This is a genomic window from Mesorhizobium argentiipisi (SeqCode) (assembly GCF_037179585.1).
Taxonomy (GTDB): domain Bacteria; phylum Pseudomonadota; class Alphaproteobacteria; order Rhizobiales; family Rhizobiaceae; genus Mesorhizobium; species Mesorhizobium argentiipisi.
The window spans coordinates 55,177-73,272 of sequence record NZ_JAPYKO010000020.1 but is presented as its reverse complement, the minus strand read 5'-3'; the positions used below and the strand labels follow the sequence as shown (position 1 = coordinate 73,272).

Here is an 18,096-nt window from a genome sequence, read left to right as displayed (position 1 = left end):
ATGCTGACGCTTTTCCATCATCCCATGTTCGCCACCTGCCGCTTCGTGCGCCTCGCTTTCGGCGAGTATGGCGAGGAGCTGGCGCTGATCGAGGAAAAGCCGTGGACCCGGCGCAAGGAGTTTCTGGCGCTGAACCCCGCCGGCACGCTGCCGATCCTGCTCGCTGAAGGCGATGTGCCGATCGTCGGCGCCATGGTGATCGCCGAATATCTTGACGAGACTCGTGGGGTGCTCAAGCGCGACAAGCGGCTGTTCGCCGAGGACCCTATGCAGCGCGCCGAAATCCGCCGGCTGACCGACTGGTATCTGGCGAAGGCGGAAAGCGAAGTGACGCGGCATCTGGTGCGCGAGCGCGTGCTGAAGCCGGTCATGCCGGAAACCGCCGGCGGCGGCTCGCCGGACTCCGCCGCGATCCGCGCCGCGCGCGCCAACATCCGACAGCACATGAAATACACCAACTGGCTGGCCGGCACGCGCCATTGGCTGGCCGGCAACAAGGTGACCTATGCCGACCTCGCCGCGGCGGCCACGCTTTCGGTGCTCGATTATCTCGGCGAGATCGACTGGCGTGAACATGGCGCCGCGCGCGAATGGTACACACGGGTGAAATCACGGCCGTCGTTCCGGCCGCTGCTCTCCGACCGGGTGCGCGGCCTGTCGCCGGTATCGCATTATGCGGACCTCGACTTCTGAAAAACTGCGCGCGCTGATCGAGGCGGAGGCGCGCCGCGCCGGTTTCGAGGCCGTCGCTGTGACCCGGCCGGACGCGATCCCGCTGGCGCCCGCGCGCTTGGCCGAATTCGTCTCCGACGGTTTCCATGGCTCGATGGCGTGGATCGCCGAGACGCTTGAGCGCCGGGCCGAGCCGTCGACGCTGTGGCCGGAGGTGCGCTCGATCATCGTGCTGGCGATGAATTACGGCCCGGATCGCGATCCGCGCGATGTTCTCGCAAAGTCCGACCGCGGCGCGATCTCGGTCTATGCGCAAAACCGCGACTATCACGACGTGATGAAGGGCCGGCTGAAGGAGATCGCCGGCAAGATCGTCGCGCGCGCCGGCGGCGACGTGAAGGTGTTTGTCGATACCGCACCGGTGATGGAAAAGCCGCTGGCGGAAGCCGCGGGGCTCGGCTGGCAGGGCAAGCACACCAATCTGGTCAGCCGCGCGCATGGCTCGTGGCTGTTCCTCGGCACGATCTTCACCACGGCCGAGCTGGAGCCGGACAGGCCTGAGATCGACCATTGCGGCTCCTGCCGCGCCTGTCTCGACGTATGCCCGACCGATGCTTTCCCGGCGCCTTACCGGCTCGATGCGCGGCGCTGCATCTCCTACCTGACCATCGAGAACAAGGGGCCGATCCCGCGCGAATTCCGCGAGGCGATCGGCAACCGCATCTATGGCTGCGACGATTGCCTGGCCGCCTGCCCCTGGAACAAGTTCGCCAGCGCGGCTTCGGAGGCGAAGCTTGCCGCGCGCGCCGATCTGCGCGAGCCGCCGCTGTCGGAGCTGCTCGCGCTCGACGATGCAGCGTTCCGCGCTTTCTTCTCTGGCTCGCCCATCAAGCGCATCGGCCGCGACCGCTTTGTCCGCAACGTGCTGATCGCCGCCGGCAATTCGGGCGACGCTTCGCTGACGCCGATCGCGCGCGGTCTGCTGGGCGACGCCTCGCCGCTGGTGCGGGGTGCGGCAATCTGGGCCCTGTCGCGACTGCTCTCCGAGGGCGAATTTGGCAGCCTTGCCGCAACCGCCGCGAAAACCGAGGCCGATGCGGCAGTCCGGGAGGAATGGTTGGCAGCGCTGGCAAATCCGGCGAAGGCCGATTGAAGGGTTTATCGATGAGCGGAAGACGCTTCTTCATTTTCGGCGCCGGCTATTCGGCCAGGGCTTTCGCGCGGGCCAATGACCGGCGCGCGGCGGTCTCCGGCACGACCCGGGCGCCGGAGAAGTTCGAGGCGCTGCGATCGGCCGGCATCGAGCCGCTGCAGTTCGACGGCGCACTATCGGCCGAACTGGGTGAGGCGCTTGCAGAGACGACGCATCTCATCGTCTCGGTCGCGCCGGACGAGGCCGGCGACCCGGTGCTCAACGCCGCCGGCGAAACGATCCGGGCAAACATGCCGGCGTTGGAGTGGGTCGGCTATCTCTCGACCGTCGGCGTCTATGGCGACCATGGCGGCGCCTGGGTGGACGAGACCAGCGACTGCCGGCCGGTGTCGAAGCGTTCGACGATGCGGGTGGCGGCCGAGCAGGAATGGCTTAAGCTTGGCCAAGAGATCGGCAAACCGGTGGCGATCCTGCGGCTTTCCGGGATCTATGGACCCGGCCGCAACGCGCTGTCCAATCTCGAGGACGGCACCGCAAGGCGGCTGGTCAAGCCGGGACAGGTGTTCAACCGCATCCATTGCGACGACATCGCAGGCGCGCTTTGGTTTCTGGCCGAAAAGAATCTCGGCAGCATTTTCAACGTAACCGATGACGAGCCGGCGCCGCCGCAGGATGTCGTGGCTTACGCCGCCGGGCTGATGGGCGTCACACCGCCGCCGGAAATTCCCTTCGAGACCGCCCAACTTTCGCCCATGGCGCGGTCTTTCTATGGCGAGAACAAGCGCGTCGCGAATCAGGCGATCAAGGCGGCCGGCTACAGCTTCCGGTTTCCCAACTACCGGGTGGCGCTGGAGCGGATGTGGGCCGAGGGCAACTGGCGGGACGGAGAGCCGCGCAGCCCGATGAGAAGATGACGCCGGAGTGAAGCGGTCGGACGAGACATCGTGTTCTATTGCCTTGATCGATGAGGGACGCGCGGCGTGGATGATTCGTTCCTTGACCGGGTTCGCCTGACCGCGGCAAAGGGATAGACTGGAGAGGGACCCAGCCTCATGAATTTGCGATCGCTGCCCGACCGCAAGCCGTTCCTGACCGCCGCCCTGGCGTTGTTGGCCCTGGCCGCGCTGGCGGCTGTCGCCATTTCGGCCGAACCTCGTGCCAAGGAGTTGTTCGGCGCCCGAAAACTGCCGGCCGTGGCGCCCGCGCAATCCTTCGGCTTCTATTCCAAAGGCTGCTTCACCGGCGGCGTGGCACTGCCGATGGACGGCCCGACCTGGGAAGTGATGCGCCCCTCGCGCAACCGGCGCTGGGGCCATCCGGCGATGATCGCGCTGATCGAAAAGCTTTCGCGCGACGCGGTCGCCGACGGCTGGCCGGGGCTTCTGGTCGGCGACGTCTCGCAGCCGCGCGGCGGACCGATGATGACCGGCCACGCCTCGCACCAGATCGGGCTCGACGCCGATATCTGGCTGACACCGATGCCGAAGCGGCCGCTGACCATCGCGCAGCGCGAGACCATCAGCGCGACGCTGATGGTCGACGAGAAGACGCATCTGGTGAAGGACGCGCTGTGGACGCCGGCGCATACGCGGCTTTTGAAGCGTGCGGCGAGCTATCCGGAGGTCGAGCGCATCCTGGTCAATCCAGGCATCAAGAAGAAACTCTGCGACACCGTCACCGGCGACCGCTCCTGGCTGCGCAAGATCCGGCCGTTCTGGGGCCATGACTATCATTTCCATATGCGCATCGGCTGCCAGCCGGGCTCGCCCTTCTGCAAGGGGCAGGAAGCGACACCGGACGACGACGGCTGCGGCAAGCCGCTTGCCTGGTGGTTCACCGAGGAGCCGTGGCGGCCGAACAAGAATCCGGATGCGCCCAAGGCGCGCGACCTGATGACGATGGCCAACCTGCCGAAGCAATGCCAGGACGTGGTCAACGCACCGGACGCGCCATCGCTGGAAGCGGTGACCTATCATGGCGGCGGCGCCGCGGTCGCCGTGGCCGAACCGCAGCCGATCGAGCCGGCGGAAACGATCTCGAGCGGCAACGCCGCGATCCCGGCGGCGGCAAGCGCTTTCGCGCCGACGCCAAAAATCGGCATCCCGCTGCCAAGGCCAAGGCCGGGGAACTGAGGCCCTGGGTAATCTCCCCCCCTTAAGGGGAGAGGACGCCGGCGAGCCAGGAGTTCAAGCCTGACGCCGAACCCGCTTCCCCTTTGCAGGGTCATGCGCTAGTCAATCGATTGAAACGGCGCAGTGGCGCCACAACGAGGACGATCAAGAGCATGGCAGGCGAAGACGAGAAGGGACTGCGGTTTCCGGTCCTGATCGGCGACATTGGCGGCACCAATGCGCGCTTCTCGATCGTGCTCGACGCAAATTCGGAAGCGACCGAGCCGCAAATCGTCCAGACGGCGAATTTCAACACTATCGACGAGGCGATCCAGGCGGCGGTGCTCGACCGTTCGTCCATCCGGCCGAACTCGGCGGTGCTGGCGGTCGCCGGGCCGGTGGACGGCGACGAGATCCCGCTCACCAACTGCCCCTGGATCGTAAAACCCCGGCAGATGCTCGCCAATCTGGGCCTGGACGAGGTCGTCGTGCTCAACGATTTCGAGGCGCAGGCGCTGGCGGTGGTGGCGCTCGGCGAGGAGCATATGGAAAAGATCGGCGGCGGCACGCCGGAACCCCATGCAAGCCGCGTCGTGCTCGGCCCCGGCACGGGTCTTGGCGTCGCCGGGCTGATCTATGCGCTCAATCACTGGATCCCGGTGCCGGGCGAGGGCGGCCATATGGATATCGGCCCGCGCACGCCGCGCGACTTCGCGGTGTTCCCGCATATCGACAAGCTCGAAGGCCGCATCTCCGGCGAGCAGATCCTGTGCGGTCGCGGGCTGGTCAACGTCTACCGCGCCGTGGCCAGGACGGACGGCAAGCCGACGCCCTTGACGACGCCGGCCGAGATCACAGCGGCCGCGCTCGCCAAAACCGATGCGGTGGCCGAAGAGGCGCTGGAGCTGTTCGTCACCTGCCTCGGCCGCACGGCCGGGGATCTGGCGCTGGTGTTCATGGGCCGCGGCGGCGTGTTCCTCACCGGCGGCATCGCGCAAAAGATCGTGCCGGCGCTGAAGGAAGGCAATTTCCGCGCTGCCTTCGAGGACAAGGCGCCCCACAGCGCGATGATGCGCGAAATGCCGGTTTATGTCATCACCCATCCGCTGGCGGCGCTGCTCGGCCTTGCCGCCTATGCCAGGACGCCTTCGCTGTTCGGCGTGCAGACGGCGGGGCGGCACTGGCGGGCCTGATCGCGCCCCGGTTTCGGGATATCGACCGGCCGCCGCGACGAAGTTTCGCCATAGGCAAGCCGTAGCCGGGGCGTTAAGAGGATGCCGGAAATACGGTCCGTCCGACAGGCGGAAAACCACGAAGCGCCCCTGATTTGACTGTTCAAACTTCGCTCAAACTGAAAGTCCAGCCCGCCGAGGTGAGCGCGGTGCTGCGCCGCATCCTGGCCGAAAACGGCAGGGAATACCGCTGGACCTATGTCGTTGCCGTCGCGTGCCTGCTGATCGTCTCCGGCACCACCGCCTTCACGGCGTGGATCATGGCTCCGATGATCAACCAGATCTTCTACGAACGGCGCAGCGACATGATCGTCTGGATCTGCGCCGGGTTCATGGGCGCCTCCCTGCTGCGCGGCTTCGCCGGCTACGGCCAGGCCGTGGCGCTGGCCAGGATCGGCAACAATCTGGTCGCCCGCTACCAGAAGCGCAGCTTCGACCATCTGATGAAGCTCGGCGTCGACTTCTTCAACGAGACCCGTTCCGGCCGGCTGGCGGCGCAGGTCAACGAGAATGTCGGCGGCATTCGCGACCTGCTGTCGCTGACGCTGACCTCCATCAGCCGCGACGCGGTCTCGCTGGTCGCCCTTGTCGGCGTGATGATCTACCAGGATCCGGTGTTGTCGCTCAGTTCGCTGCTGATCGGGCCGCCGCTGATCTGGGCCGTCGTCTACATCACCCGCCGGCTGCGGCGGATCAACCGGGAATCGGTGCTGATCAACTCGCGGCTGAACGGGTCGGTGCAGGAGGCAACGCAAGGCATCGCAATCGTGAAGGCCTTCACCCTTGAGGACGAGCTGGCGCGCCGCATCGGCATCATGGCCGACGCTGCCGAGCAGCGTAACAACAAGATCGCCCGCGTCGCCGAGCGGCTGTCGCCGATTTCCGAGATTCTGGGCGGCCTCGCCATCACCGCCGTGCTGGCCTATTCCGGCTATCGGGCGCTGGTGCTTGGACAACCGCCGGGCGCGGTGTTCTCCTTCATCACCGCGCTGATCATGGCCTACGACCCGGCAAGGCGCCTGGCGCGCACACAGGTCGGCATGGAACGCGCGCTGGTCAATGCGCGCATGATCTACGAGCTACTCGACCTCGAGCCGAAGCAGGGCGACGCCCCCGGCGCGGTCGAGGCGAAGGTCACCACCGGCGAGGTGCGCTTCAACAATGTGACCTTTGGCTACAAAGCCGACACGCCGGTGCTGAGGGACCTGAGCTTTACCGCGGCGGCCGGCAAGGTCACGGCCATCGTCGGCGCCTCGGGCGCGGGCAAGTCGACGATAGTGGCGCTGCTGCAGCGCTTCTACGACGTCGACAAGGGCTCGATCGAGGTCGACGGCCAGGATATATCGAAGGTTACGAAGCATTCGCTGCGCCAATCGATCGCCTATGTGGCGCAGGCGCCTTATCTCTTCGAAGGCACGATCCGCGACAACATCCGCTACGGCCGGCTGTCGGCCACCGACGCCGAGATCGAGCAGGCGGCGAAACAGGCGGCGGCCGACGAGTTCATCCGCCAGCAGCCGCAAGGCTACGACACGCCGGTCGGCGAAGGCGGCTCGACGCTTTCCGGCGGCCAGCGCCAGCGCGTGTCGATCGCGCGCGCCATCGTGCGACACGCGCCCATCCTGTTGCTCGACGAGGCTACCTCGGCGCTCGACAACGAGGCTGAGGCGCGCGTCCAGGAAGCGCTGACCCATGTGATGGAAGGGCGCACGACGATCGTGATCGCGCATCGGCTTTCGACGGTGGTCAATGCCGACCACATCATCGTGTTGGAAGAGGGGCGGCTGGTCGAACAAGGCACGCATGCCTCGCTGATGGCCGACCCGCACAGCATCTATGCCCGCTTCCACCGGATCCAGGGCAAGAAGGGGCTGGGGCTTGTCGACGACGTCAAGGCAAGCCAGACTTCGGCCCAAAGTCCCGCACCGCGCAGCCGCGCCAAGAAAACCGTCAGGAGAAGCGCATGAGTGAAGCCGGCGATATGGGCCTGGTGGTGGTGGGCGCCGCCGGCCGCATGGGCCAGACGCTGATCCGCGCCATCCACACAATGCCCGGCGCGCGCGTCGCCGCCGCGATCGAGCGGCCGGATTCGGCCCATCTCGGCAAGGATGCAGGTGAGCTTGCCGGCATCGGCATCATCAAGGTGCCGATCGTCGACGATCCGCTGCCGGCCTTCGCCAAGGCCGACGGCGTGCTCGATTTCACCGCTCCCGCGGCAAGCGTCGAATTCGCCGGCTATGCCGCGCAGGCGCGCATCGTCCATGTCATCGGCACAACCGGCTGCTCGGCCGAGGACAATGCGAAGATCGCCGCCGCCGCGCGCCATGCCACGATCGTCAAATCCGGCAATATGAGCCTCGGCGTCAACCTGCTGGCGGTGCTGGTCGAGCAGGCGGCGAAGGCGCTCGACGCCGACGATTTCGACATCGAGATCCTGGAAATGCACCACCGCCACAAGGTCGACGCGCCGTCCGGCACGGCGCTGCTGCTCGGCGAGGCGGCGGCGAAGGGGCGCGGCATCGATCTTGCCGACAACAGCGTGCGGGTGCGCGACGGCCATACTGGCGTGCGCAAGACAGGCTCGATCGGCTTCGCGACGCTGCGCGGCGGCTCGGTGGTCGGCGACCACAGCGTGATCCTTGCGGGCACCGGCGAGCGCATTACGCTTTCCCACCATGCCGAGGACCGGGCGATCTTCGCCCGCGGCGCCGTCAAGGCCGCGCTTTGGGCGCGCGGCAAAAAACCCGGGCTTTATTCCATGCGGGACGTGCTCGGCTTGAGCTGAGGCGTCTCTCTTCTGCAAAATGTCGAAGGAGCAAACATGTCGGGAACTCTCGTGCTCGTGCGCCACGGCCAGAGCGAATGGAACCTGAAGAACCTGTTCACCGGCTGGCGCGATGTCGACCTGACCGACCAGGGCACGGCGGAAGCGCTCGCGGCCGGCGAGAAGCTCAAGGCGCGCGGCCTGAAATTCGACATCGCCTACACGTCTGCCTTGAAGCGGGCGCAGAAGACCTGCCAGCACATTCTCGACATCGTCGGCCAGAGCGAGCTGAAGACGATCCGCGACCAGGCGCTCAACGAGCGCGACTATGGCGACCTCTCCGGCCTCAACAAGGACGACGCGCGCAAGAAATGGGGCGAGGAGCAGGTGCATATCTGGCGCCGCTCCTACGACATCGCGCCGCCCGGCGGCGAAAGCCTGAAGGACACCGGCGCGCGCGTGTGGCCCTATTACCTGCACGAGGTGCAGCCGCATGTGCTGCGCGGCGAGACCGTGCTGGTCGCCGCGCACGGCAATTCGCTGCGTGCGCTGATCATGGCGCTGGACGGCAAGAGCGGCGAGGAGATCGTCAAGCTCGAGCTCGGCACCGGCGTGCCGGTGATCTACAAGCTCAACGCCGATTCCACCGTGGCAAAGAAAGAAGTGTTGGAGGGGTGAGCCTGTTGGGCCAGTCAAGGCGGCCCGCGAAAAAAGCGCGTTGACACATATCGTTCGCCCGCTTACATGAGCGCCCACCAGCCCAGATGGCGGAATTGGTAGACGCGCACGGTTCAGGTCCGTGTTCCGCAAGGAGTGGAGGTTCGAGTCCTCTTCTGGGCACCATGGTTCTCTCGGGAACCCATATTTCTCAACGATTTCAAGGCTTAGGCCGTCCCTCCGGTCCACGTTCCGGTCCACCGGAGGTACACAATGGGACTGGTATTGAAGCACGTCTATCTGACCAAGGCCGGCACATGGCATTACCGGCGGCGACTGCCTAGAGACGTAACCGCACTGGTTAGACAGAACGAGTTCAAGCGTCTTCTCGGCTCGACAGAGCGGGAAGCCTTGAGAAACTGCCCCAAGGTAAACAGCGAGTTCGAGGGACTGGTCATGGCGGCTCGCCGTCGCCGGGACATGCCTGCTGATGTGCCGCACACGGCTTTGGACGTTCACCGGCTCGCAGAGAGGCGGGCGGCAGAGCTTGCGGCGACTACGGTGCATGTGGGGGACCGTATGCTGCCCGGCAGTGACCCCGAGGCCGCGCTCTTGATCCGTGAAGCGTACCTATCATCTTTCCCGCGCGAGGGCGGCGACGGCCTGCATGTAGAGGGAGAGCCTGTGGGCGTCCCGGAGATCGAGGCCCGCGCCTTGGCTATCCTGACCAGCGGCGGGAACCTGTCCCGGCCTGCGCCCACGATAGAGGACGCCCGGAAGCTTTACATGCGAGAGCGGGTCGAAGGCGACATCAACGAGGCGGCGAAGACGGCGCGGCTCAACCGGGTCTTGGGGTACATGAAGGACGCGGGGGTCGGCAAAGACCGCACCATGATCAGCCTGACCAGAGAGGACGCCCGAGACGTGCGAGATTATCTCGTCCGAGACGAAGGCATGAAGGCCGCGACCGTGCGGCGCTACATGAATGACATTCGAGCTTTGATCAATCTCGGCATGACAGAGCTTGGCCTCAAGGACGCGATGTCCAATCCATTTCTCAACCTGTCGATAAAGGGAGCGGAGGCGTCGGCCACGCCAGCGGTTGACGAGCGTAAGCCTATACCCGAGGCGATGATGAGGCCGCTTCGGGAACGCATAGTGGCTCACGCGGGGGACGATCTGTCTCGCATATGGCGGATTTCTGAATGGACCGGATGCCGCCTTGGAGAGGTTACCGGGCTTCTCATAGCCGACGTGGTGTTGGACGGGGCTGTCCCTTACCTGAACCTAGTCCCACACGCTCACCGGCGGCTTAAGACGGCGGCGTCCATCCGCCGCGTACCGCTGATTGGCGACGCCCTGGCGGCGGCGAAAGAGGCTGTAGCAGCGGCGGGGAGCGGGCCTGCCTTGTTCACCCGGTATGGGCGGCCCCGTGGGTCGGACGCGGCGTCGGCCGCCCTCATGAAGCATGTCCGCGCGATAACGGATGATCCCAAGATCGTCGTCCACTCGCTCCGACACACTGTGGAGGACCGCCTTATGTTGGCGAGGGTAGACGAGTTCGACCGCAAGCTCATTTTAGGTCACGCCAGCGTGGGGCAGACTGGACGCTACGGCGGCCCCGATGCTCGCCTCAAGGTGGCCGAACGCGGGCTCAAGGCGGCCATGGGTGTTGCCGGCAAGCGCCGATAGGGCCTTCCCTGCGTCCGGTCAGGCGCACCCGCGCCGAGCAGCACCATTACGTGGCTGTGAGGCCGCGCCCCTTCAAACCCTCCACCCGCAGTCACCGTCCAAGGGCATGGGAGATATTGAACTCGGACTTTTCATTCCTTACGAATGATCATCGCAAGTGGGGGCAGGACGGTATGTGGACGTGGGCGAAACGGGCTGTGCTGGCCGCCTTCATCGGCTGTGGAGGTTACGGTGTCCATGACGCCTACCGGGCCGGGCTGTTTACGCGGCCTAGTATGCCCGAAGGGGCCTTCTCGGTTTCCTACAAGAGCGGGCTTCGCGGCATCTTGGTCGATGTTCCAAACGAGAAGACGACCAGACGCTATTTGGGATTTCCGCAGAAGGTTCCCTTCTACCTCGAAGACGCCTGGTCATTCTGCCGTCCACCCAATGAAGACGAACAAGAGCATGTCTCCGCGTTCATGAAAGACAGAAATTGGCCCGGAGAGAGATTTGAGGCGGTTTGCAAGATCGAAGTGGATGACAAGGTTGTGGTGCGCGGCCTAATAACCTCGGTCCCGAAGCTCTAACCGCGCCCGCATCCCAGAGGCGCGGGTTGGGTAACCAGGACGAAGGGGGGCGGGGTCCGGCATTTTACTCGTCCCGCCAGATGACCCGTTTCTCCCACCGGATTTCCACGAGCCGCCTGTACCGGATGGTGTGTGCCTGCTCGCCGGTCGGATGAAAGAGCTGGGCGCTCATCCACTCCCTGCTCTTGCATTCCTGGCAGCGCACCTTGTCTCGCACCTCGTCAATCGTGACGTTCCCGATCACCTCCCGAAGCTCTGCCGGCTTGTAGTAGCGCGTGACCCTACAGCGGGCGCAGCGGATCCCGCCACTTGCCCCGCGTCATGGGCATGGGTCAGGGTCCATGCGGCACCTCTAGGCCACTTCTCGGGTTGCTCGGGCATGATCTGAAATGAGGAACGGCGGCGGCTCCGGTCAAGAGGCGCTTGACAGATTTGTTCTCATTTTGTTCACTGTTGTATATGAGCGACGAAATCCGAGTGCCAAGACCTGAATATGCCACTCCGCCCGGCGTCCAGCATCATGTCTGCGAACACGAAGGTTGCGCCAAGGATGCCGGCTGGGGGTTTGCGAAGCCGAAGCAGGCCCCCCACTGGTTCTGCTTTGAACACCGGGCGGAGGGCGAGCACTACCTATAGCTGGAGGCCGACCATGAGCCGTCATGACATCGCCGCCGATTTGGAAAGCGCGGCCAATCAAATCGCCGAGGTGCCCCGCGCGGACCTTCAGGTCATGCTCCGACGAGCAGCCTTGATGCTCCGCAACGTAACCGGGCTGGTCCTTGAGCCGAGCGTACAGGAGCCCTTGTCGAACGTGGCGGAAGAGATGGGGCTCACGAGAGCTGACCTCATACGAACCATCGTCAGCGACTGGCTTGTGGCAAATGCCTATCTGCCGGTTCCGTATGCGTTGGACGAGGATAGCACAGTGGAAGGCAACGCATGATCAGCGCACCGCGCCATGACCGCGACTACCCCGACCGCGAGATTGACTGTCAGGAGGCGATGGAACCCGGCTTTCAGGCCATTGGGGATTGCATGCGGGAGGCTGGGTGGCAGCGCGGCGAGGTAGTGCGGTCACTGCGCCGCCTGATGGCCGCGGACAACATGGCCCAGAGGGAAAATGCCAAGGTCGAGGCCGAGCTGGCGATTGCGCGAGCAATGATCCGGGCCGGAAGATGATCATCTGGGTTCGGGGCTCATTCCAGACCCTTGGCCCGCGCGTAAGGCGAATGGCCGTGGGGCGTGTTGGCCAGATAGCACGTGAACTCATGCTCTAGCTGGACCATGGCTAAGCCCTTGCCATGCTCACGGCCGCGCGGTCCCTCGTCGTTGCGCCACCGGGTGTCGTTGGTCGAGATCGACCAGCGCCAAGTGCCCTCTCGCAGACCCCGCGACGTATCGCGCCAGATGCGGCCAACGCTATTGGAGCCAAGGAAACTGGCGGAGAAACCGCTTTTGGCCGGGTCAACGGTCCAGTCAAGCCAGAACCGCGCTGCGAAACTGCGCACATACTGAGCCGCGTGGACTATGGTGGCACAAATGGCGATGGGCTGTCCGTCGTAGTCGAGGACTTCATAGCCCTCGCCACCGGCATCGCGAACTCTCAATCGTTCGGCTGTCATGACCTTCTCCAATTCGCTCTTGAAGCCGCGAACGCCCGTGGAGCGGGCGGCGAGCCTGATTGTTGAGCAAGGAGTTATGTCGGGCAGCCGTGCTGCTTCTTACTTCTCTTCGACGTAAGGGCTCACCCGTCGTCGGTTATCACGCGGCTTATCCGAAAGGTGCCGAGGGCCGCTTCTCTCAAGGCACAATGTAAAAGGTGACGTAACGTCTTCACCCGGTCAAGAGCACGCTCTCAATCTTCCTCGCGAAAGTCCCTTTTCCTCACCCTTCAGGAACTTTACCCGCCCAACCAGACCCGGCTTGAGCCACTCGGCCTTCTCTTTGGCGAGCCCTTTCGGTGGCGGAGCGCCGGCCTTGCCGCGTTTCGTGATGGCGAAGCGGAGCGCATGGAAGTCCGATAGTCCTGCCTCGTTGGTGACGATGGTCTCGCCCTCGATAACGAAGCTTCCAGCGTCTATCGCATTTGCCTCGTCGGAGAGCGGCCGGTACTTGGCCGTCCAGTCGAAGCCGTTCTTGGTGTAGAAGCGGATACCGTCAGCGTCCTTGATGACTTGGGTCCGGTAGCCGTCGAATTTGACCTCATGGCCCCATCCCTTGGGCGGCTGTTCGACTAGCTCGGGGTCCATAGGGCGGATGAACATCAGCCGAACGTGGTCGGCAGGCTTACGCACAGGCACTCCACGTAACTCATTTATTATTCAGTATCTCATAACCGTGAGTGTCCCCTTAGCGGGCGCAAAAGCTCCGTCAATTGGACCGCTCCATCGCCCCGAGACGCCTCCGCCAATTGATTAGACATCGCTAATACGCTATAGAAGAAATCCTCGAGGGCTCGTCATGTGGCGGTTGCGATTGCATCTAGCCTTGATCGCCATCACCCAAGTCGGCGATGCCAACGCTCACGATTGGTACACGGGCAAGACTGACCCCGTTCTTCACTTGAAATGTTGCGGCAATCGAGATTGCCACTCTATCGATCCCAACGATGTCAGATCAGGCATCGAGGGCTACTACGTCAAACAACCGCAGCCCTATTCCCGCAACGATCCTCCAACAGGCGAGTGGTTCGTCCCAAGGGATCGCGTCCAAGCTGCTCCGGACGATGAGTATCATATTTGCGAAACTGTCTACCCAACCCTTCGAGTTGGCAGGCATAGGATGCATTGGACTTGCTTCTTCGCGCCGCGTGGGACCAGTTCAATCCAACGAGATCCATCTGACTAATGGTAGCCGAACACGAGCGGCGCTGCCTTACCGGTCCCACAATGGAAGATAGGTGGGGGGAAGGAAGGGGTAGTTGAGGTGGAAGGGAGATGCTACCCCCCACTCCCTCCCCCGGTATACACCACCTAAACGCTGGGCTTTAGGGCGGCCTTGATACGAGCTCCCGCAACTCGTTCTGCCTCCTCCATCATGATCTCTGCGATGGCCCGGGTCCTGGTGATTGGCGATAAGACAGCATCGTGGATTGGGAGAACGGCGCAGTCCACCAGCAAAGTCCGTTCCAACACGCGGCACAGGATTTCGCTCTCCCTGTACATCAGCTCATAGCCGATCCCACAGTTCAGGACCGGTGCGAGCAGTGGATGCTTCCTCAACATTGCTTGCTTGAAGCGCCCTACTGTCCACCCTGTAGGCAGCCCTTGCTCGATGTCAGGGTGCCACTTGCGCATTGTCGTGGCCTTGAAGAGGAAAGCGTTGAAGCCGCTCTTCACAGCGCGTCGTTGCTCGTCAGTGAACTCCTCTGTTCCAGGCAAGTCGTAAGGGCTTCCCTCGGGCGGAACTGCTCCGACCTTGGCATAGGCGAGCCGGGGGAACATTTGCCCATAGTCGAGTTCCCCGATCCGATGACCTTCAACCCGAATGTGCCTCCGTTCGGTCCTCCTCATCTGTTGCCAGAAGCCTCCAAAGAGACGGCCGCTATACGCCAGCCTCGGCGATCTTGCACCCGGAGGCAGTGTGAACCGCCTTACCAACGTCCGGTCAAAGGTGTCGGTTGGCTGGTTCCCCACGTACGCCACGTCGGCAAGCGCAAGACGCTCATTGAACTTCCGCACCTGTGCCGCCTTCGACGCCGCGTCGTCGGTCTGTGGGATGGGGACGTGCTCCCGTCGGCCCCATTGGTCCTTCCGCGTCAGGACTATCGCCGGCAGGTCCGTCCTTCTCTCGAAGTCCGGGCTGCTGATGCCCCTTGATCCCACCTCTGCTGCAAACGCCGCCGTAGGAGCGATTGTAGTGGCGTACCCGGCCTGCTGCGGCTTTGCCACTGTCGCCACACCAACGGCCTCCAGCGCCCCTAGAAGCGCCGGCAGAGGCTTGCCGAAGCCATCAACCGTCCTGCCCACCGTGGCCCGCTTGCGGTGGCCCAGCGGCAGCGTAATGCGGCCCTGCTCGGGCGGGAACAGGGCATAGTGAGCTAGGTTGGCGACGATGGTGTCCACAGCACTCTTGAACGTCATCGCGTCTGCTGGCTTCCTCTGGCGCTCGCGTGACCCGCTGCGTTTTTCATGGGCCAAGACCAGCGTTGTGACGTCTTCTGCAAGTTCCTGAAGTGCCTTGAGTGGTCAGCTCAAAGCGGAACATCTGGTCTCGTGGTGCTTGGGGGCTCGTCGTCACACGAGCTCCCGTAGGGCTTGGTTGATCTCATCGGTCATGGCTTGTTTCCTTTCTTGATCACGTTTTTCCAGTTCGGCGAGTTGTAGACCGGCACCTCCGAAGGCGGCGGTCAGGTCACGGGCAACGATCATGCCCGCCTTGGGACCAAGCTCCCGGTAGACACGCTCCTGCTTGCCCGTTCTGTGGTCGTAACGGAGCCCGGAGTGTCTGCTGGATAGAGCCCGAACCCGCTTCACAAGTTGGAGGCGGAAGGCGGCGTCAGACAGGAACCGCTCCGGTCTCTCGCTCCAGAACAGGAACATCGCCATCGCTGTGACGGCTATGTCCCGTGCGGAGCATTCGGCGTCGAGGTTCAGCACCTCATGCGCCGCTTGTCGCTGGTATCGGCTCTGAACCCGGTTGCCAGCGGTGTCCTTTGCCGAGGTAGCCAGAGCAGCCCAACGGGCGTCCAAGTGGCCCCATAGGGGGCTGTGGGCGTTCTTGGCGATACGCTCCCGGACGAGGGAGACGTAAGGCGCAAGCTCACTCCGCCTGATGGCAGTCTGCTCGACATCGCCCTGGCGCCGCAGTCGGCTCTTGTGTCGCCGACAGTGCGGGCTGAAGCGGGAGGACGTGGGTGCGCCGCAGTGTGCAGCGCGACATGTTCGCATTCATTTCTCCTAATATTTGTATCCGCCCCTAAGCACAGAAGGACGGAAGGTTTGGAAACGGCCGGGACTTCCCGACCATTGATTTTGTGTTGTTTGCCGCCGGGTGTCGTCCTGACCTGCCCGGTTCACGGTTCCCCCTCGGTCGTCCAAGGCTCCGTTACCCTCACCGGGGACTAACCCGGATTGGCGGCTATGTGGTGCTTGCGCGTCCGGCAGAGGGCCGGTCCCGGGCGCAAGCCCGCTTCCATTCTATGGTTCGGCCGGGGATCATCGTCTTGCCCCGTACGGTCCCGCTGCCGGCCCCTAGAGGCACGTCAGGCATGGCTGCAATCGACCGGGCTGTCTGGCAGGACAGCCTACTGGTTTTGGAAAGGAGGCTCTTGGGGCCGAATGGCCCGTGAGCTGGGTTGGTCTTCAGGGTTCAGCGGTCGGGACAAGCCCACCACTCCGTATGCGAAAGGCGCATATCGGTCATCGCGACCCTAGTGTCAACAGCCAGACTTCATATTATTTTTCAAGGAGATAGGCACCAGATAACTATCCAGTGCCGGGCCTTGTGGCTCAAGGCATTCCAAGGCATATGTGCCCGAACTGTGCCTGAAAAAAGTTTGGTGGTGGGAGGACGACTTGCGAGCGGTCTTGGGAATAGATGCGGCTTGGACGGCGGCCCAGCCGAGCGGTGTCGCGTTGGCAGTCGAGGAGCGCGGAGGCTGGCGGTTGCGCGCGGCGGCATCCTCCTACAGCACCTTCTGTGCTCTCGCAGAGACAACAGCGGGACCTGGCTTGGCTGGCGGACCTTCCGACGCATTGGAAGCGGCCAATACCTTGGTGGGCTCCCCGGTCGATCTAGTCGCGGTCGATATGCCGCTTTCGAGGTCACCAATTGTAGCTCGCCGCGCCAGCGATGATGCGGTCTCTCGGGCGTATGGGCATAGGTGGGCGGGGACACACACACCGAGTGCGATCCGTCCTGGGCCAGTGAGCGACAAGCTGCGGGCGAGCTTCGAGCTTAAGGGCTACGAGCTGCGTACATCTGGGCCGGTGGTGAGCGGCCTTGTGGAGGTCTATCCGCACCCGGCTTTGATTGAGTTCGCCTCTGCGGAGCGGCGGCTTCCCTACAAGTTCGGCAACAGACGTAGCTACTGGCCCGACGAGACGCCCAAGGTCCGGGCGCTCAACATTCAGCGTCAGATGAGTGCCATTGCCGCCCTGATGGAAAACGAACTCTCCGGTGTAGCAGCGGCGATGCCAGAACTCGATTTTGAGCGTGCGAGCGGCCGAGAGTGGAAAGCCTACGAAGACATGCTTGACGCCGTGGTTTGTGCGGCGGTCGGCATTTGCGTGTTGGAAGGTCGCGCGGTGCCGTTCGGCGACGACCAATCGGCGATTTGGATCCCGAAGCCGGGAAGTGCGAAGACGGGTGTGGTAAGGACGATCGCAGGCGTCTAGCTACCGGCCGACGATCCACCGCACGACTGCAACCGCTCCGCACAGCCCGTAGAGGGTCATGAACGTCATTGCCAGCGTGTAAGCCATATCCGATCCTCCTCACATGCCCCAAGCCACAAGCGCCTTCTCGGCCGCTGCCGGGTCGTCTTTGATCCGCAGCACGGTCTGCCGCGTGAGCCCTGACGCCTTGGCAACGGCGGAGGTTCCCTGTCCCTGCGCCAGCATGTCGGTGACAGCCTGTAGCGCGGCCCTGTCGTAGCTGGGCTTGCGGCCCCTATAGCGGTCCTCCTGCGCCCTAGCGGCCTCTATGCCCGCCCGCTGGGCCGCCTTCGTGACCTCGGCCTGCGCCTGGGCAGTTGCCGCCATGAAGGCTATGAGCGCGTCCCGCACGGCCTGCTGCATGGGGTCTTTGGTGGCCCCGTCGAACGTCATTGAGTTGATCACGGTCCGGACGACCACGCCCTTACGCATGAACTCGCGGATGGTGTCGCAAACGTCTTGGTAGTTTCGGCCGAGCCGGTCCACCCATCGCACCACCAGCGTATCGCCCCTACGGAGCATATCCCGGAGCCGCCTTCCTTCGGGGCGCTCGGCAAGCGTCGTGCTGACCCCGGAGACGCCGTGGTCGGCCACTACATCATCAATGGTGAACCCGGCGGCCTCCGCTTGGGTTTGTTGGTGGCCGAGCGTCTGGTCAAGGGTCGAGACGCGTGCATAGAGAATGGTCTTGGACATGGGCTTCCTCGGTGTCCGTTAGCGTGATGTACGCTGATTAGGCCGTCCGTTGGGATAAGTCAACCCTAACGGACACCCTTTCGGGCAGCGCGTCGCCTGTACGCTGGGCTATACCCTTCCGGACATCTGTCATTGCAGTCACGGCTCTGATACGAGCCGAAGGCGCACATCGG

General features: G+C 63.9%; 18 protein-coding genes and 1 tRNA gene. 14 read left to right on the top strand and 5 right to left on the bottom strand.

Annotation, left to right across the window (positions count from 1 at the left end; genetic code table 11):
- The 13 genes from O7A05_RS24145 (at window position 1) to O7A05_RS24085 (ending at window position 12,029) form a co-directional block, all read left to right on the top strand.
- A complete protein-coding gene (locus O7A05_RS24145; RefSeq protein ID WP_040986376.1) occupies window positions 1-693 on the top strand; it encodes a glutathione S-transferase family protein in 693 nt (230 codons plus the stop codon).
- Complete coding sequence (gene queG / locus O7A05_RS24140) at window positions 674-1,825, top strand: tRNA epoxyqueuosine(34) reductase QueG (protein ID WP_337095433.1); 1,152 nt, start codon at window positions 674-676, stop codon at window positions 1,823-1,825. Before O7A05_RS24145 ends, queG begins: the two co-directional genes overlap by 20 nt.
- Before the next feature lie 11 nt (window positions 1,826-1,836).
- A complete protein-coding gene (locus O7A05_RS24135) occupies window positions 1,837-2,739 on the top strand; it encodes an SDR family oxidoreductase (RefSeq protein ID WP_337095432.1) in 903 nt (300 codons plus the stop codon).
- A 138-nt stretch (window positions 2,740-2,877) separates the two neighbouring features.
- Window positions 2,878-3,957: a penicillin-insensitive murein endopeptidase gene (gene mepA / locus O7A05_RS24130; protein WP_337095431.1), complete on the top strand. Its 1,080-nt coding sequence runs from the start codon at window positions 2,878-2,880 to the stop codon at window positions 3,955-3,957.
- Window positions 3,958-4,109: 152 nt separating this feature from the next.
- Window positions 4,110-5,129, top strand: coding sequence for a glucokinase (locus tag O7A05_RS24125; RefSeq protein WP_337095430.1), 1,020 nt, complete (start codon window positions 4,110-4,112; stop codon window positions 5,127-5,129).
- A gap of 134 nt (window positions 5,130-5,263) precedes the next feature.
- Window positions 5,264-7,135, top strand: coding sequence for an ABC transporter ATP-binding protein (locus O7A05_RS24120; RefSeq protein WP_337095429.1), 1,872 nt, complete (start codon window positions 5,264-5,266; stop codon window positions 7,133-7,135).
- Window positions 7,132-7,953, top strand: coding sequence for a 4-hydroxy-tetrahydrodipicolinate reductase (dapB, locus tag O7A05_RS24115; protein ID WP_337095428.1), 822 nt, complete (start codon window positions 7,132-7,134; stop codon window positions 7,951-7,953). Before O7A05_RS24120 ends, dapB begins: the two co-directional genes overlap by 4 nt.
- 36 nt (window positions 7,954-7,989) lie before the next feature.
- Complete coding sequence (locus O7A05_RS24110; protein ID WP_337095427.1) at window positions 7,990-8,610, top strand: 2,3-bisphosphoglycerate-dependent phosphoglycerate mutase; 621 nt, start codon at window positions 7,990-7,992, stop codon at window positions 8,608-8,610.
- An 80-nt stretch (window positions 8,611-8,690) separates the two neighbouring features.
- Window positions 8,691-8,775: transfer RNA gene (locus O7A05_RS24105), tRNA-Leu, on the top strand.
- An 87-nt stretch (window positions 8,776-8,862) separates the two neighbouring features.
- Window positions 8,863-10,281, top strand: a complete 1,419-nt coding sequence (locus O7A05_RS24100; RefSeq protein WP_337095426.1) for a tyrosine-type recombinase/integrase — start codon at window positions 8,863-8,865, stop codon at window positions 10,279-10,281.
- Between the two features lie 197 nt (window positions 10,282-10,478).
- Window positions 10,479-10,850, top strand: coding sequence for a hypothetical protein (locus O7A05_RS24095; RefSeq protein WP_337095425.1), 372 nt, complete (start codon window positions 10,479-10,481; stop codon window positions 10,848-10,850).
- Between the two features lie 649 nt (window positions 10,851-11,499).
- Window positions 11,500-11,793, top strand: coding sequence for a hypothetical protein (locus tag O7A05_RS24090; RefSeq protein WP_337095424.1), 294 nt, complete (start codon window positions 11,500-11,502; stop codon window positions 11,791-11,793).
- Window positions 11,790-12,029 (top strand): hypothetical protein, encoded by a 240-nt coding sequence (locus O7A05_RS24085; protein WP_337095423.1) that lies wholly within the window; start codon window positions 11,790-11,792, stop codon window positions 12,027-12,029. The genes O7A05_RS24090 and O7A05_RS24085 overlap by 4 nt, the downstream gene beginning before the upstream one ends.
- A gap of 17 nt (window positions 12,030-12,046) precedes the next feature.
- Here O7A05_RS24085 and O7A05_RS24080 read toward each other — a convergent pair whose 3' ends face one another.
- The 4 genes from O7A05_RS24080 to O7A05_RS24065 form a co-directional block, all read right to left on the bottom strand.
- Window positions 12,047-12,472, bottom strand: coding sequence for a hypothetical protein (locus O7A05_RS24080; RefSeq protein WP_337095422.1), 426 nt, complete (start codon window positions 12,470-12,472; stop codon window positions 12,047-12,049).
- A 219-nt stretch (window positions 12,473-12,691) separates the two neighbouring features.
- Window positions 12,692-13,144: an ATP-dependent DNA ligase gene (locus O7A05_RS24075; protein WP_337095421.1), complete on the bottom strand. Its 453-nt coding sequence runs from the start codon at window positions 13,142-13,144 to the stop codon at window positions 12,692-12,694.
- Between the two features lie 678 nt (window positions 13,145-13,822).
- Complete coding sequence (locus O7A05_RS24070) at window positions 13,823-14,932, bottom strand: hypothetical protein (RefSeq protein WP_337095420.1); 1,110 nt, start codon at window positions 14,930-14,932, stop codon at window positions 13,823-13,825.
- A 153-nt stretch (window positions 14,933-15,085) separates the two neighbouring features.
- The gene (locus O7A05_RS24065) at window positions 15,086-15,448 is read right to left on the bottom strand and encodes a hypothetical protein (protein WP_337095419.1); all 363 of its coding nucleotides are present in this window, start codon (window positions 15,446-15,448) and stop codon (window positions 15,086-15,088) included.
- Between the two features lie 873 nt (window positions 15,449-16,321).
- Here O7A05_RS24065 and O7A05_RS24060 point away from each other — a divergent pair.
- Window positions 16,322-17,188, top strand: coding sequence for a DUF429 domain-containing protein (locus O7A05_RS24060; protein WP_337095418.1), 867 nt, complete (start codon window positions 16,322-16,324; stop codon window positions 17,186-17,188).
- A gap of 99 nt (window positions 17,189-17,287) precedes the next feature.
- Here the strand turns inward: O7A05_RS24060 and O7A05_RS24055 are convergent, their stop codons facing one another.
- Window positions 17,288-17,923: a recombinase family protein gene (locus tag O7A05_RS24055; RefSeq protein ID WP_337095417.1), complete on the bottom strand. Its 636-nt coding sequence runs from the start codon at window positions 17,921-17,923 to the stop codon at window positions 17,288-17,290.
- Window positions 17,924-18,096: the final 173 nt, after the last annotated feature.